This window comes from Ancylobacter vacuolatus (assembly GCF_030813595.1).
GTDB classification, from domain to species: domain Bacteria; phylum Pseudomonadota; class Alphaproteobacteria; order Rhizobiales; family Xanthobacteraceae; genus Ancylobacter; species Ancylobacter vacuolatus.
Genome location: NZ_JAUSUH010000001.1, coordinates 518,801 through 534,362 on the forward strand (window position 1 = coordinate 518,801; position 15,562 = coordinate 534,362).

15 protein-coding genes are annotated in these 15,562 nt (G+C 66.6%); 8 read left to right on the plus strand and 7 right to left on the minus strand.

All coding sequences use genetic code 11. The annotated features are described in order from the left end of the window. The 3 genes from J2S76_RS02470 to J2S76_RS02480 are packed head-to-tail and all read left to right on the plus strand — an operon-like array spanning window position 1 to window position 2,803. The gene (locus J2S76_RS02470) at window positions 1-924 is read left to right on the plus strand and encodes an ABC transporter permease (protein WP_307057184.1); all 924 of its coding nucleotides are present in this window, start codon (window positions 1-3) and stop codon (window positions 922-924) included. Then, on the plus strand, window positions 917-1,744 hold the full coding sequence (locus tag J2S76_RS02475) for an ABC transporter permease (protein WP_307057186.1): 828 nt from the start codon (window positions 917-919) through the stop codon (window positions 1,742-1,744). The genes J2S76_RS02470 and J2S76_RS02475 overlap by 8 nt, the downstream gene beginning before the upstream one ends. A 24-nt stretch (window positions 1,745-1,768) precedes the next feature. Next, window positions 1,769-2,803, plus strand: coding sequence for an ABC transporter substrate-binding protein (locus J2S76_RS02480; protein ID WP_307057188.1), 1,035 nt, complete (start codon window positions 1,769-1,771; stop codon window positions 2,801-2,803). A gap of 264 nt (window positions 2,804-3,067) precedes the next feature. Here J2S76_RS02480 and J2S76_RS02485 read toward each other — a convergent pair whose 3' ends face one another. Genes J2S76_RS02485 through J2S76_RS02505 form a run of 5 tightly spaced genes read right to left on the minus strand, consistent with a single transcriptional unit; the run spans window position 3,068 to window position 8,951 of the window. Beyond that, complete coding sequence (locus J2S76_RS02485; protein WP_307057190.1) at window positions 3,068-4,582, minus strand: ABC transporter substrate-binding protein; 1,515 nt, start codon at window positions 4,580-4,582, stop codon at window positions 3,068-3,070. A gap of 19 nt (window positions 4,583-4,601) precedes the next feature. Further along, window positions 4,602-6,305, minus strand: a complete 1,704-nt coding sequence (locus tag J2S76_RS02490; protein WP_307057192.1) for a dipeptide ABC transporter ATP-binding protein — start codon at window positions 6,303-6,305, stop codon at window positions 4,602-4,604. Continuing rightward, entirely contained in the window at window positions 6,302-7,099 is a 798-nt protein-coding gene (locus J2S76_RS02495; protein WP_307057730.1) for an ABC transporter permease, read from the minus strand. Before J2S76_RS02495 ends, J2S76_RS02490 begins: the two co-directional genes overlap by 4 nt. 23 nt (window positions 7,100-7,122) lie before the next feature. Then, on the minus strand, window positions 7,123-8,061 hold the full coding sequence (locus tag J2S76_RS02500) for an ABC transporter permease (RefSeq protein ID WP_307057194.1): 939 nt from the start codon (window positions 8,059-8,061) through the stop codon (window positions 7,123-7,125). Window positions 8,062-8,063: 2 nt separating this feature from the next. Next, window positions 8,064-8,951: a proline iminopeptidase-family hydrolase gene (locus tag J2S76_RS02505; RefSeq protein ID WP_307057196.1), complete on the minus strand. Its 888-nt coding sequence runs from the start codon at window positions 8,949-8,951 to the stop codon at window positions 8,064-8,066. 116 nt (window positions 8,952-9,067) lie between these two features. On the opposite strand from J2S76_RS02505, the gene J2S76_RS02510 reads away from it, so the two are divergent. From J2S76_RS02510 to J2S76_RS02530, 5 genes are all read left to right on the plus strand, one after another. Next, window positions 9,068-9,829: a helix-turn-helix transcriptional regulator gene (locus tag J2S76_RS02510; protein ID WP_307057198.1), complete on the plus strand. Its 762-nt coding sequence runs from the start codon at window positions 9,068-9,070 to the stop codon at window positions 9,827-9,829. A 103-nt stretch (window positions 9,830-9,932) separates the two neighbouring features. Then, entirely contained in the window at window positions 9,933-10,862 is a 930-nt protein-coding gene (locus J2S76_RS02515; RefSeq protein WP_307057200.1) for a proline iminopeptidase-family hydrolase, read from the plus strand. 101 nt (window positions 10,863-10,963) lie between these two features. Then, entirely contained in the window at window positions 10,964-12,094 is a 1,131-nt protein-coding gene (locus J2S76_RS02520; protein ID WP_307057203.1) for an acyl-CoA dehydrogenase family protein, read from the plus strand. After that, a complete protein-coding gene (locus tag J2S76_RS02525; protein ID WP_307057205.1) occupies window positions 12,091-12,828 on the plus strand; it encodes a PIG-L deacetylase family protein in 738 nt (245 codons plus the stop codon). Before J2S76_RS02520 ends, J2S76_RS02525 begins: the two co-directional genes overlap by 4 nt. Next, complete coding sequence (locus J2S76_RS02530) at window positions 12,825-13,400, plus strand: class I SAM-dependent DNA methyltransferase (protein ID WP_307057206.1); 576 nt, start codon at window positions 12,825-12,827, stop codon at window positions 13,398-13,400. Before J2S76_RS02525 ends, J2S76_RS02530 begins: the two co-directional genes overlap by 4 nt. On the opposite strand, the gene J2S76_RS02535 is transcribed toward J2S76_RS02530, so the two are convergent. Then, on the minus strand, window positions 13,290-14,570 hold the full coding sequence (locus J2S76_RS02535; protein ID WP_307057208.1) for a glycosyltransferase family 2 protein: 1,281 nt from the start codon (window positions 14,568-14,570) through the stop codon (window positions 13,290-13,292). The genes J2S76_RS02530 and J2S76_RS02535 overlap by 111 nt on opposite strands. Before the next feature lie 56 nt (window positions 14,571-14,626). Further along, the gene (gene phnX / locus J2S76_RS02540; protein WP_307057210.1) at window positions 14,627-15,445 is read right to left on the minus strand and encodes a phosphonoacetaldehyde hydrolase; all 819 of its coding nucleotides are present in this window, start codon (window positions 15,443-15,445) and stop codon (window positions 14,627-14,629) included. Window positions 15,446-15,562 lie beyond the last annotated feature (117 nt).

Consider the following 15,562-nt stretch of genomic DNA (forward strand, 5'->3'; position numbering starts at 1 on the left):
ATGGCCAGTGCCGCAGAGATCGCCCGCCGGGACGAACAGGGGAAGGTCCGCTCGCGCTGGCTGCTCTCGGCTCCCGCGCTGGTCATCGTCTTCATCGCCTCCATCGGCCCGCTCTTCGTCATGCTGGCCTATTCCTTCATGGCCAAGGGCGATTATGGCGACGTGAAGCCGGGCGAGTTCTCGCTCGATGGCTGGTTCTCGGTCTTCTTCCAGCGCGACATCTTCGACGACACCCTGTCCCTCGCCGACGCGCATCTGTCGATCCTCTGGCGCTCGCTGCGGCTGTCGGTCATCACCACGGTGCTGACCTTGGCGCTGGGTTTTCCCACCGCCTATTTCATCGCCACACGGCCGCGCCACACCCGCGAGATCTGGGTGTTCCTGGTGACGATCCCGTTCTGGACCAATCTGCTCATCCGCACCTTCGCGATGCAGCAGGTGATCCGCAATGAGGGCGTGCTCAACACGCTGCTCATGTGGCTCGGGGTCATCCAGGAGCCGATCCCGATCATGTACACCGACTGGGCGATCCTGTTCGGCATGGTCTATGTCTATCTGCCGCTGATGGTGCTGCCGCTCTATGCCAGCCTGGAGAAGCTGGATTTCCGCCTGATCGAGGCGGGATACGACCTCTATGCCGGCCGGCTCGCCGTGCTGCGGCGGATCATCATCCCGCTGGTGAAACCCGGCATTGTCGCCGGCTCCATCCTCGTCTTCATCCCCTCGCTCGGCGCCTATGTCATTCCGCGCGTGCTCGGCGGCGGCAAGAACCTGATGCTCGGCAACCTGATCGAGCTGCAGTTCGGCGCCGGCCGCAACTGGCCGCTCGGCGCGGCGCTGTCGATCACGCTGATGGTGCTGGTGATGGTGGCCATGCTGTTCTATGTGCGCAACGCCGCGCGGTCGGGAGGCGGGCATGGCTAGGGCGCGCTTCGACTTCCGCACCCGGGCGCGGTTCGACGTCCGCGCCCAACCCGGCTTCGGCACCATCGCGCTGTTCACCTTCGCGCTGCTCTATCTGCCGATCGTCACCCTGGTGGTCTATGCCTTCAACGCCAGCGACTCGCTGTCTTCCTGGGGCGGGTTCTCGCTGCACTGGTTCGCCGCCGCGGCGCAGAACCAGTCGGTGCAGGACGCGGCGTGGCGCTCGCTCATCATCGCGGCGAGCGCGGCGACCATGGCGACCATCGCCGCCACCATGGCGGCGCTCGCCACCACCCGGACCCCGCCCTATCCCGGCCTGTCGTTCAAATACGCCTTCATCAACCTGCCGCTGATGGTGCCGGAAATCGTCACCGCCGTGGCGCTGCTGATCGTGTTCGCGAAGGTGAAGGTGTGGACCGGCTATTCGGGCCTGGGCTACCTCATCCTGGCGCACACCGCCTTCTGCATCCCCTTTGCCTATCTGCCGATCCGCGCCCGGCTGGAGGGGATGGACCAGTCGCTGGAGCGGGCGGCGGCGGACCTTTATGCCACGCCCTGGCAGGTGTTTCGCCGGGTGACGCTGCCGCTGCTGCGGCCGGGCATCATCGCCGGCTTCATGCTGGCCTTCGTCATTTCGCTCGACGACGTGGTGATCTCCGAATTCGTCAAGTCGGGCGGGCAGGACACGCTGCCCACCTATATGCTCGGCCAGCTGCGCCGGGCGGTGACGCCCGAGATCAACGCCATCGCCGCCGCCTTCCTCGTGCTGTCGGTGGCGCTGGTGACGGTGTTCTTCTTCATCAACCGCAAAAAAGCCTGAACCAACACAGGACGGAGTGGGACCATGACCTTGAAATCGACGACGCTGGCGGCGGCGCTTGCCCTTCTCGTCAGCGCGGGCGCGGCCTGCGCCGAGGGGCAGCTCAACATCTACAATTGGGGCGACTATACCAGCCCCGAGCTGATCAAGAAGTTTGAGGAGACGCACAAGGTCAAGGTGACCGTCACCGACTATGATTCCAATGACACGGCGCTGGCCAAGATCCGCGCCGGCGGCCATGGCTTCGACATCGTGGTGCCCTCGGCCAACTACATCCCGATCTGGGTCAAGGAAGGCCTGCTGCTGGAGGCCCGGCCCGACCAGATGCCGAACTTCAAGAATGTGGACGAGCGCTGGGTGAATGTGCCGTGGGATCCGGGCCGGCACTATTCGGTGCCATGGCAGTGGGGCCTCAGCGGCATCGGCATCAACAAGAAGGTCTATAGCGGCGACATCAACACCTCCGCGATCTTCCTCGATCCGCCGAAGGAACTGGTCGGCAAGATCAATGTCGAGCCGGAAATGAACGACGTGCTGTTCGCCACCATCCGCTATCTCGGCGGCGAGTGGTGCACCACCGACAAGGCGCTGCTGAAGCAGGTGCGCGACAAGCTGCTGGAAGCCAAGCCGAAATGGCTGGCGATGGACTATTCCGTCACCGAGAAGCTGCCCTCCGGCGACTATGCGGCCGTGTATTACTGGAACGGCGCCATCCTGCGCGCGCGTCTGAAGAACCCGGACGTCGCCTTCGGCTATCCTAAGGAAGGCTATCCGCTGTTCATGGACAGCGTGACCATCCTCAAGGACGCCAAGAATGTCGAGAACGCCAAGGCGTTCATGAACTTCATCATGGAGCCGGAAAACGCGGCGATGATCTCGGCCTTCGCCAAATACGCCAACGGCATCAAGGGTTCGGAAGCGTTCTACCCCGCCGACATGAAGGGTGCGCCCGAGCTGAACGTGCCGGCGGAATTCGTGAAGGCCGGCCAGTTCCTGGAAACCTGCTCGCCTGAGGTTTCCCAGCTCTATGCCCGGATCTGGACCGACATCAACAAGTGACGACAGCGGGTTGACTGCAAACATGGGGAGGGCCGCTCGGCCCTCCCCTTTTTTGTGCGGCGACAGACGGAGACCGAGACCTATCCGGTGACTTTTCCACCGGCGTCATCCCGGAAGCACCGCAGGTCCTGTCCGGGATCGCTGGTCTATCCTGCCGGACGATCCCGGCTCGCCGCCTTGCGGCGGCGGCCGGGATGACGGAGGCCCGGAGCCTCAAGACAGAATGAGCGGCCGGCATTTGGCGCCGGCCACCAATCGTCCGGCTCAGTTCTTCACCGTCTCCTCAAGGAAGAAGCGGCCGAGCGGGTTCTGGTGGAACTTGTCGATGTTCTTGCGGGTGACGTTGATATAGGGGCTGTAATAGAGGTCGATCCAGTTGACGTCGCCCTTGGCCAGCTTCTGCAGCGTGACATACATCGCCTCGCGCTTGGCCGGGTCGGTCTCCAGCCGGGCGGCTTCCACCAGCGCCTTGACCTCGTCGTTCTTGTAGCGGGTCATGTAGTTCATGTTGGTGTCGTGGCCGAGCACGAAGGTGGTCTTCTGGTCGACATCGAGAATGTCGTTGGTCCAGTACATCACCGAGATGTCGTAATCGCCGGTCACCAGCATGTCCCAGCTCTGGCTGGGGTCGACCTTCTGCAGCGTCACGCCCACGCCCGCCTTGGCCAGCTGCTGCTGCACGAGAACGGCGATCTGCTCATCCGTCTCCTTGCCGGCATTGACGATGTAGTTCAGCGTGAGGCCGGAGGCGCCGGCATCGGCCAGCATCTTCTTGGCCTTTTCCGGGTCATAGGGGCGGCGCAGATTGTCGGCATAGTGATAGAGCGCGCCCTTGGGCACATAGGAATAGGCGACCTCGCCCAGCCCGAAGGTCGCGGCTTCGACGATCGCCTGCTTGTCGATCGCCATATCAAGCGCCTCGCGCACCTCCTTCTTCGCCAGCGCGCCGTGCTCATGGTTGATGAGCATGTGGTCCTCGCGGGTCGAGGGATCGCTGATGACCTTGAGGTCCGGATTGGTCTTCAGCTCGGCGACGCGGGAGAACGGCACGGTGATGGCGGCATCCACCTCGCCGGCCTGGATCTTCAGCATGCGGGTGTTGTCGTCGGGAATGACCAGCCACTCCACGCCGTCGAGGCTGACCTTGGCGGCGTCCCAGTAATTGGGGTTCTTCTTCAGGATGATGCGGTCGCCGCGGCGCCACTCCACCAGGCTGAAGGCACCCGAGCCGACCGGCTTCTCGGCGAAGGTATCGGCGGCGGCGCCTTCCACCAGCTTCTTCGGCAGCACCGAGGCGTTGGGCAGCGCCATCATCGACAGGAACGGCACCGATTTGCCCTTCAGCTTCACCACCAGCGTCTTGGGGTCGGCGGCGGTGGCGGTGTCGATGACCTTGAAGCTGTCGCCCCAGAGCGAGCCCTTGTCGTCGCGGATGCGGATCAGCGAGAAGGCGGCGTCCTCGGCGGTGACGGGGGTGCCGTCGGAGAATTTCGCGTCGCGCAGCTTGAAGGTGTAGGTCAGCCCGTCATCGGAGATCGTCCAGCTTTCGGCGAGGCCCGGCACCAGCTTGGTGCCGCTGGCGTCCACCCGCACCAGCACGTCGAACACGTTCGAAAACACCCAATTATCGACATTCTGCGCCGACTTGATCGGGTCGAAGGTGGTGGAATCCTCGTTGCGGGCGATGGTGAGAACGCCGGCGGCGTGGGCATAGCTCGTCGACAGCGAAAGAAGCGCGGCAAAGGCCGCGAGGCGGGATTTGCGGAAGGCGGTTTTCACGGGTTTCTTCCTCTGGTGGTTAGCTGGCTAATTTCTCCACCGGCGGTGCCAGCAGGCGCCGCTCGGGATCGATGTCGGGAATGGCGGCGATGAGCGCGGCGGTGTAGGCCTCGCGCGGCCGCTCGAACACCTCGGCGCAGGGCCCCTCCTCGACGATGCGCCCGTGATGCATCACCACCACCCGCTCGCAGAGATGGCGCACGATGGCGAGGTCATGGGCGATGAACACCAGCGTCAGTTCCATGGTCTTCACCAGCCGCTGGAACAGCGCGACGATCTGCGCCTGGATGGTGACGTCGAGCGCGGCGACGCATTCATCGGCGACGATCAGCCGGGGATCGACCGCCAGCGCCCGGGCAATGCCGGCGCGCTGGCACTGGCCGCCGGAGAGCTGGCGCGGCCGGCGCCCGGCAAGCTCGGGGTCGAGTTCCACCAGCGCCAGCAACTCCACCACCCGCGCCGGAATCGCGGCCGACGGCACCTTGCCCTGCACGCGCAGCACCTCCGTCAGCGTCTGGCTGATGGTAAGGCGCGGGTTGAGCGAGTTGAACGGGTCCTGGAACACCATGGCGGCTTGGTGCCGGATCTTCGCCAGCGCCACCCGGGGCTGCCCCCGCAGGGTGACGCCATCGAAAGTGACATGCCCATCGGCGATCGGGGTGAGGCCGAGCATCGCCCGCGCCAGCGTCGACTTGCCCGAGCCGCTCTCGCCGACAATGCCGACCGTCTCGCCGGGCCGGATCTGCAGCGACACCCCCTTCACGGCACTAAAGCTGCGGCGCCGGCCGAACAGACCGCCGGGGAGCGGGTAGCGGATGTGAAGATCGTCGATCTCCACCAGCGGGCGCGCCGGCACGGCGGAGGGGGGCGGCAGGCTGGCCACTTTGGCCTCATCGGCCTGATCGTCCACCTCACTGCACTCATTGGTCACGGGCATTGAGGGGTGGCTGGCGATCAGCGCCCGCGTATAGGCATGGGCCGGCCGGGCGAGCAGCGCGCGCTTGTCGCCGACCTCGACCACCCGCCCCTGCCGCATCACGGCGATGCGGTCGCAGGTCTGCGCGACCACGCCGAGATCATGGGTGATCAGGATGATGGAAAGACCGCGCCTCTCGCGCAACTCCATGAGAAGACGCAGGATTTGTGCCTGGATGGTCACGTCGAGCGCGGTGGTGGGCTCGTCCGCGATCAGGATTTTCGGGTCGCAGGCCAGCGCCACCGCGATCATCGCGCGCTGGCGCATGCCGCCCGAGAATTCATGGGGATAGGCGGCGAACTGGCGCGGCGGATCGGTGAATCCCACCTGCCCCATCAGCGCGATCGCCTCCGCCTTCGCCGCCGCCCGGTCCAGCCGGCGGTGAAAGCGCAACCCCTCAACAATCTGATCGCCGACCCGCATCAACGGGTCGAGATGGCTGCTAGGGTTCTGAAATATCATGCCTATTTCGGCACCGCGCACCTGCTGCATCTGCGCTTCGCTGAGCGCCAGCAGGTCGCGCCCGCCCATCCTCACCTCGCCCTGGGTGACGGAGATGGCGCGCGAGGGCAGCAATTGCACCAGCGAGCGGCACAGCAGGCTCTTGCCCGACCCGCTCTCGCCGACAAGGCCGAGAATCTCGCCGGGCGCAAGATCCAGCGAGACCCGATCAAGCAGGGTGCGCGGGCCCTGGTCGCCCCGCACCACCACGGAAAGATCGCGGATCGACAGCAGCGGGGCGCTCATTCATGCACCCCCATCGCTTCGCCGAGCGCGTCGCCGATCATCGAAAAACCGAAGGCCAGCAAAACGATAGACAGGCCGGGGAACAGGGTGATCCACCAGGCCTGGGAGAGAAATGCCTGGCCTTCCGCCACCATGATGCCCCACTCCGCCGTGGGCGGCTGGACGCCGAGGCCGAGATAGGAGATCGCCGCCCCCGAGAGCAGCACCAGCACCGCGTCCGACATGCAGAACACCAGCGAGCCCGCCACCGAATTGGGAAGCAGGTGCCGGAACAGCACGCGCGGGCGCGAAAAGCCAAGGCTCACCGCCGCCACGGCGTAATCGGCGTTCTTCAGGACGAGGATCTGCGCCCGGATCAGCCGCGCATAGGATACCCAGCCGACCAGCGCCATGGCGATATAGAAGCTGGAGAGCCCCGGCCCGAGAATGGCGATGATGGAGAGCATCAGCACCAGGAAGGGGAAGGCGAGGATGATGTCGATCAGCCGCATCAGCACCGCATCGATGAGGCCGCCGAAAAAGCCGGCGATCGCGCCGATCACGGTGCCGATAACCAGCGGGAAAAACACGCCAATCACCGCCATCTGCAGGTCGACCCGGGCGCCGTAGATGATGCGCGAGAGGATGTCCCGGCCGAAATTGTCGGTGCCGAACGGGTGCGCCAGCGAGGGTGACTGGATGCGCGCCGCCCCGTCCTGGAAGATCGGGTCATAGGGAGCGATCAGCGGCGCGGCGAGAGCGGCAAGCACAAAGCCACCGACAATCACCAGCCCGGCGATGAGCGTGCGGTTCACGCGCTGGGTGGAGACGGGCGCGCTCACAGCTTCACCCTGGGATCGGCGGCGACGGTGGCGATGTCGGCGAGGAAGTTTACCAGCACGGTGGCGCAGGCGAACACCATGGCGATGCCCTGCACCACCATGTAATCGCGCGAGAAAATGGCGCGCACCAGCAATTGCCCCATGCCAGGCAGGGCGAAAATGCTCTCGATCACCACCGTGCCGCCGATCAGCCAGCCGATGTTCACCGCCAACAGGTTAATGGTGGGGGCGATGGAATTGGGCAGTACATGCCGCCAGAACACGATGGATTCGGGCATGCCGCGCGCCCGGGCGGCGGTGGCGACGTCCGATTTCAGCCAGTCGACCATGGCCGCGCGCAGCGAGCGCAGCAGCACGGTGGACAGCGACAGGGCGATGGTGAGCGCGGGTAGAACCAGATGCGCCAGCTTGTCGCCCAGCGTCTCGCCATAGCCGGAGACGGGGAAGATGGGAAATCTCACCGCCAGCAGCATGATCAGCATCAGCCCCAGCCAGAAGGGGGGAAAGCCGATGCCGAAAGTGGAGACGAAGCGGATCGCGTGGTCGACCGGCCGGCCCTGGTTGCGGGCGGCAATCGCCGCGAGCGGCACGGCGATGAGGATGGAAAGCAGCACGCTGCACAGGATGAGCGCGAAGGTCGGCTCGATGCGGGTGCCGATCAACCGCAGCACGTCGATGCGGTAGACGATCGACATGCCCATCTCGCCATTGGCGAGATTGCGCAGGAAATACAGATATTGCAGCCACAAAGGCTCATCGAGGCCGAACTGCGCGCGGATATTGGCGATGGCGGTCGGCGTGGCGCGCGCGCCCAGCAGCACCCGCGCCGGATCGCCGGGGATCATCCGCACCAAGATGAAGGTGATGAGGCTGACGCCGAACACGACCGGCACGAATTGCAGCGGCCGCATCAGGATAAAGGAATAGCGGTGCATCTCTATCGCGATACGCTGGCGAGGAAGTCGAGCAGAGGCGGGTAATAGCCGGCCGGGTTCTCGTAAAACGGCATATGGCTGGCATTGGCGACGACATTGATCCGCGCCTGCGGCAGAGCGTTCTTCATCCGCATGGCGCAGGCCGGGGTCAGCTCGTCGCGCTCGCCCACCACGATCAGGGTCGGCACGCTGATGCGCGGCAGGTCGGGAATGCGGTTCCAGTCCTTCAGATTGCCGGTATAGAGGAACTCATTCGGGCCCTGCATGGTGCCATAGGGGCCCATGTTCCAGTCGGCCAGCGAGCGCTGCACCGGCGCCGGCCATTCCGGCAGGCGGCAGACATGGCGGTAGTTCAAAAGGGTGATGGCCGCCTGGTATTCGGGATGATCGAAAGTGCCGGCGGCCTCATGCTTCTGCATCATCGCCACCGTTTCCGGCCCAAGCGCGGCGCGCAGCTTCTCCAGCTCGCTCACCAAGTGCGGCATGTCCGCCACCGTGTCGGCGAGGATCAGGCTTTTCAGCGCGTGGGGGTAGGCCAACGCATAGTCGATGGCGAGCCAGCCGCCCCAGCTATGGCCGAGCAGATGCACCTTGCCGAGTCCGAGTGCGGTGCGCACCGTCTCGGTCTCCTCGACATAGCGTTCGATGGTCCACAGTGACGGATCCGTCGGCCGGTCGGCGGCGCCTGTGCCGAGCTGGTCGAAGGCCACAACACGGTAGCCCTGATCGATCAGGCAGGAATGCGCCTCGCGCAGATAGTCGCAGGCCAGCCCCGGCCCACCATTGAGCAGGAAAACGGTCTCCTCGCCGGTGCCGAAGGAATAAGCCACCACGCGGTGCTCCCCAAGGCTCACCTCATGCCGCTCATGCGGCTCAATCTCCCGCCACATCGTCCGGCCCGTCCCTGCTCAACAAAAAGGCATGCTCAATTCGTAGAGAAAACGGGAGTCCAAACCAGCTATCAGAAGTGATAGGTTTGGCCGCAGAAGCGGGGGACGCTCGGGCAATGGGTGCCGATATCGGAATGATCGAACAGCGGCTGGACGCGGCCACGACGCTGGGCGCGCAGGTCGATCTCTTGTTTGAAGCCATGCACGGCTTCGGCTTCGACGCGCTGATCTACGACTACACCCCGGCGCGCTTCGACCTCGATGGCGCCCAGATGATGCCGTCCGTGCTGGAGCTGCGCAATGTGGACGAATCCATGCGCGACTACTGGTTCGGCCAGGGTTATTTCCGCCTCGATCCGGTGCAGAAGGTGGCGCTCGGCACCACACGGCCCTTCGTCTGGAACTATGACGCACGGGCCGAGACCCTGATCCGGGCCTTCATGAACGAGGACAGCGCCCCGGTGGCCGATTTCCTCGCCGCGCGCGGCATGAGCGCCGGCGTCACCGTGCCGGTGCACATGCCCGGCGGCGACTACGCTACCATCACCGGCATACGCTGCGGCGATAGGGGTTTCGCCGAGCGCGAGGCCAAGCAGTGCCTGGGCGAATTCGGCCTGCTGGCGCACCTGTTCCAGCACGCCGCCCACGGCGCGCTACGGGAAGACCGCCGGCTCGACGGCATACCCCGCCTGACCGCCCGTGAGCGCGAATGCCTGCGCCATGCTGCGGAGGGACTATCCGCGAAGGAGATTTCGCGCGCGCTCGGCCGCTCCGTGCCCACCGTGGTGATGCATCTCAACGCCGCGATGCGCAAATTGCAGGCGAAGAACCGCACCCAGGCGGCGGTGCGGGCGGCGCGCCTGCGCCTGCTGGATTGACCCTGCGCCATCCCCTTCCCGCCTATCACTTCTGATAGCTGCCGCACCCTTCGCCGACTGCCTATTTTCCTCGCCATCGACACGGGCGGCAGGGAGATCAGGCATGAACGCAGTGGGCAGCGTGGAGGGGTTCCTGTCCTTCCGGGGATATCAGACCTGGTACCGCGTGACCGGGGCCCTCGACAGCCCGCGCCTGCCGCTGGTGGTGGCGCATGGCGGCCCCGGCTGCACCCATGACTATGTCGATTCCTTCAAGGATATCGCCGCGCTCGATGGCCGCGCCGTCATCCATTACGACCAGCTCGGCAATGGCAAGTCGACCCACCTGCCGGAGAAGGGGCCGGATTTCTGGACCGTCGACCTCTTTCTGGCCGAGCTTGACGCGCTGCTCGCCCATCTGGGCATCGCTCAGCGCTACGCCTTTCTCGGCCAGTCCTGGGGCGGCATGCTGGGCGCCGAGCACGCAGTGCGGCGGCCCGAAGGGTTGAAAGCGCTCGTCATCGCCAATTCCCCCGCCAACATGCACACTTGGGTCGCCGAAGCGAACCGCCTGCGCCGCGACTTGCCCGCCGAGGTGCAGTCGACGCTTCTCGTGCACGAGGCGGCCGGCACGCTGTCCCATCCGGACTACATCAAGGCCTCAATGGCGTTCTACGACCGCCATGTATGCCGGGTGACGCCCTGGCCGGAGGAGGTCGCCCGGACCTTCGCGGCGATGGACGCCGATAACACGGTCTATCGCCACATGAACGGACCAACCGAGTTCCACGTCATCGGCACGATGAAGGACTGGACCATCGAAGACCGGCTGCCGCAGATCGCCGCCCCGACGCTGCTGATATCAGGTGCGCATGACGAGGCCACGCCCGAAGTCGTGCGGCCCTATCGTGAGAAGGTGCCTGATATACGCTGGACGTTGTTTCCCGACTCCAGCCACATGCCGCATGTCGAGGAAAAGGAGGCCTGCCTGAAGGTGGTCTCCGACTTCCTCCGGCAGCATGATGCGAGCGAGCCGGCCAGCCCGGCACCGTGAGGGCCTAGCCTCCCCCGCGTGGGTTTTCGCCGCCACCCGATTCCTGCTCCGGAACCTGGGGTCGCTGCCGCCACTTGTCCCCGACCAAAGGGGACACGCACATGCTCGACATCGCGGCCAACCGCACCAGGGGACATGAATCGCTGCTCGGCGATCTGCGCCGCCTCGCCCGCCACACAGCAGCGCTGGACGAGGACGGCAGCTTCCCGACGCAGGACATTGCCCGCCTCGCCGCCATTGGCGCCCTCACCGCGCCCTTCGGCACGAGCGAGGCGGCCGGCATCGCCATCGGCGCGCCGGACGAACTGGCCGAAGTGCTGCGCCTCGTCGGCCATGGCGGCCTGCCGCTTGGGCGGCTTTACGAGGGACACGTCAATGCGGCGGCGCTGATTATCCGCTACGGCACGCGCGAACAAATTCGGCGTGCGCAAAGGCGCGCGACCGAGGGGGCGCTGTTCGGCGTGTGGAACACCGAGGGCGTAGAGGGGGTGCGGCTGGTGCGCGAGGGTGACGCGCTGCGCCTTGTCGGCAGCAAGACTTTCGCCTCCGGCGCCGGCCATGTCGCCTGCCCGCTGATTACCGCCCGTGACCCGGACGGCGCATGGCGGATGGTGCTGCCTCAACTGGACGACGCTGATCGCGCTGACCTCTCCGACTGGCGGGCTCACGGCATGCGCGCCTCGGCCACCGGCAGCTTCCGCTTCAGCGGGCTGGCCGTGGCGCCGGAGGATATTCTCGGCGGCGCGGGTGACTATCACCGGCAGCCGCATTTCTCCGCCGGTGCCTGGCGCTTCTGCGCCGTCCAGCTCGGTGGCATTGAGCGGCTGGTCGACGAGGCGAAGGACTTCCTGCACGCCAACGGCCGGCACGAGGACCCCCATCAGCTCGCGCGCATGGGCGAGGCGCTGATTGCCGCCGAGACGGCCCGGCTGTGGGTTGGGCAAGCCGCCCGTCTGGCCGAGGCGGCCGGGGTGGCCGACACGCCGGAAGCAGCGGAGCGTGCCGTCGCCTATGTGAACCTAGCGCGTTCGGCGGTAGAGCGCAGCGGGCTCGAGACGCTGGAGCGGGTGCAGCGTTCGGTCGGCCTCGCCGGCTTTCTGCGCACCCATCCGCTTGAGCGCCTATGCCGGGATCTTGCCACCTATCTGCGCCAGCCGGCGCCGGACCGCGCCTTGTGCGCCGGCGCTGCGCATGCTTTCCGCGACGAGGCAACGGGAGACCTCTGGCGATGAGCCTGACCCTCGGCGCGGCGTTGGAAGCGATGACCACCTTCCCGGAAATCGAGCCGGCGGATTTCGTCCGTCGTGGCTTCCTCGTCGTCGCGCCGCATCCCGACGATGAAAGCCTGGGCTGCGGCGGCCTCATCGCCGCCTGTCGCGCGGCCGGCCTTCCGGTCACCATCCTCATCGTCAGCGATGGCGCCGGCTCGCATCCAGGCTCGACCCTGTTTTCGGCCCCGATTCTCGCCAAGCTGCGCCAGCAGGAGGCGATCATGGCCGCGGCGGCGCTCGGCGTCGGGCCATCGCATGTGCATTTCGCCGGCCTGCCCGATCGCCATGTGCCGATGACAGGGCGCGAGGCGGAACAGGCCTGCGATCGCATCGCCACCCTCGCCGCCGCTGCGGACGTGGTCGCCGTCACCTGGCGGCACGACCCGCATGGCGACCACAAGGCCAGCTTCGCGCTGGCACGGGCGGCGGTGCGGCGCGTGCCCGGCGCGACACTTTGGGAATACCCGATCTGGGGACTCACCCTGCCGCCGCAAATGCCGATGCCGGGGGAGTCCCCGCGCGGCGTGAGGGTCCGTATCGCCGATCACCTGCCGGCGAAGCGGCGCGCCATCGCCGCCCATGCCTCGCAGACCACGGCGCTGATCGTCGACGATCCCAAGGGGTTCCGGCTCACGCCGGGCATGTTGGCGCGTTTCGACACGGACTGGGAAACCTTCATCGAGTGCCCGCTATGAATCCCTCCCTGCCCACCACCTATTTCGACACACTCTATGAACGCACGCCCGACCCATGGTCGTTCGAGACCAGTCTCTATGAGCAGGCGAAATATACGGCGACCCTGTCCGCCCTACCCCATCCGCGCTACGTGCGGGCGCTGGAGATCGGCTGTTCCATCGGCGTGCTGACCGAGCGGCTGGCTTCCCGTTGCGATGAGCTGATCGCGATGGAACCGGCGGCCGTCGCATTGGAACAGGCGCGCCAGCGCTGCCGCGGTCTCGCCCAGGTCGCTTTCCTGCAGGCCAGCGCACCTGCCGCGTGGCCCCCTGGAACGTTCGACCTCATCCTGTTGTCGGAGGTTATTTACTACCTTAGCCCACCTGACGTGTCGCGGCTCGCGGCGCGGGTGACGGGTGCGCTCCGCCCCGGCGCCCATGTCGAGCTGGTTCATTGGGTGCGGGAGACGGATTATCCGCTCTCAGGCGATGACGCTGCCGAGCTCTTCATCGCGGCGACCGCCGGCACCCTGGCGCCGATAACTCAGCAGCGCACCGAGGATTATCGCCTGGACTTGCTCGTCGCCGCGTGAGGCACGATTGAGCGTCCGCAGCAGTTCGCGAGCGGCGATGAGATGGAGTTCCATCTGCGAGGGCCGCAACGGACGCGGCGCGAGATGCGGGCTGCGTGCCTCCGCCCTCGCCCAGGCCTCGCCGAATCGCAGACGCGTCGGGCTCTCCAGCGTGCCGGCCGGCAAGGCCAGACGGTGCTCCCATGCCCGCGCGTCAAAACCTTCGGCGACGGCCCGCCGCAGGCGAAGCCGCAGCACCATGCGATGCAGGGCAAGGGGAAGCGCCTCCAGCTTGTCGTCGCCAGGCAGATCGTGGTTTTCGAGCCGCTGGCGCAGCGTGGCGGCGCAACCGCCACTCGCCCGCCCCTCCAGCCGCGCCGAGGTGGTGACGAGGATGTCGGGGTCGTGCCGGATCGGGATGTCATGGCGCGCCAACGCCTCTGCCAGCGCCCGGTCCTCGCCAACGTCGACCTCCGGCTGGCCACCAATCCGGCGATAGGCGGCAAGGCTCACGGCGAAGCTGGCGCCGGATGCGGTCCAGTGGTTCGGCCAGGGATCGTGCGGCAGCGGGTCGAGCCGCCCAGCCAGCGCCAGCAGCGCCGCCTCATAAGCGGCCTCAATCCGGCGGCGGCGCCGGAGCGCCGATGGCAGCGCCGCCGCTTCGACCGGATCGAGCTCGAAGCGTCCGGCGACGGCCCCGCACCCGGCCGAAAGCCCGGCGAGATTGCGCGCCAGCCAGTCCGGCGCCACCACCGTATCGGCATCCGTGGTCAGCAACGCCCCCTGAGTCCCGCCGCGCTCGACCCAGGTGCCGGCAAGGTCGAGCGCCAGCCCGCGTGCAAGGCCGGCATTGGCATGGGCGGGCGGAACATCGAGGCTGAGAACCCGATGCGGCAGGCCGGCAGCGGCAAGGAAGGTTCGCGCCCGGGGCACGGTATGGTCGCGGCAATTATTCGCCAGAACCAGCACCCCGAAGTCTTCGCAACCGCCCTTTGCCTGGCGCTGTCCGGCAAGCGCGGCGAGACAGCGCTCGATTCGCCCTTCTTCGTCGCGGGCAGGCACCGCGACCACCACGCGCGGCGCGAAGCGCGAGAAGCTGGCCTGCTGTTCGAGCAGGCGGGTGAGACCAAGACGGAGCGGGGAGATGGATGGCGACACGGAAGACCTCTGGAGCACAGCGCGAACGCTCATGCAGGCCTTCCGGTTCCGTTAGCGCCCCCTCCGGAGGGGGCCGGGCGCCGTGACGCTCAGGGGCGCTCGCCCCGGGCGAGGCGGCCATTGATGATGGCCAGCACCGGCAGCAGGTCGGCGACGCCATCGATCACATAATGCGCCCCAGCCGAGGCAAGCTTGCCCACTGCCTGCGCCCTCCGCGCTGCAAAGTCATGCGCCGAGAGGGCGTCAGTGTCGGCCCGAGACAGGCCGAAGACATTGCCGGTGACGGCAACGCCCACGGTCCAGGCGCCACAATTGAGCCCCTCGCTGATGCCGACCTCGGTATCGTCGATCTTGACCACCGCCCAAGGCGGGTAGACCTCAAGCTCGGTCAGCACCTTCCACATCAGGAAGGGCGTCGGGCGCCCGTCCGGAACGTCGCCAGTGCAGGCCATGGCGTCGGCGGTGAAGCCCTGCGCGGCGGCGACCGGGGTGATCCGCGCCATGATCTCGCGGGTATAGCCGGTGGTGCTGCCGATCTTCAGCCCCTTCGCACGCACCGCGGCCGCCGTCTCCGCCGCGCCGGGGATGAGATCGGCGTAGCTCGCCGCCACGGCGATGTTCTTCGGCACGAACACCGCGTAGACCGCGTCGATGTCCGCCTCGGTGGGGGCGTGGCCATGCACGCGCTGCCATTCGCCGGCGATGCGCGGCATGGCCAGCAGCGCCGCAACATGCGGGCGCTTGGCCATGCCCATCGGCACGCGCGCCTCGTCAATGCTAATCGCGACACTGAACTCGGCGAAGGCATCGACAAAGGCGCCCATCGGGGCGAGCGATCCGAAATCGACGACGGTGCCGGCCCAGTCGAAAACGACGGCCTTGAGGCGAGACAGTGACATAGCGTTCATCCGGTTGAAGGCATGCGCTCCGGCGCCCGACGACCCAGGCCGAACGCACGGCGCTAGGCTATCCCGCTGTTTCATGTCACGTGCAAGGGCCTGCCGGCCGGGCCACGGCCTGACGAC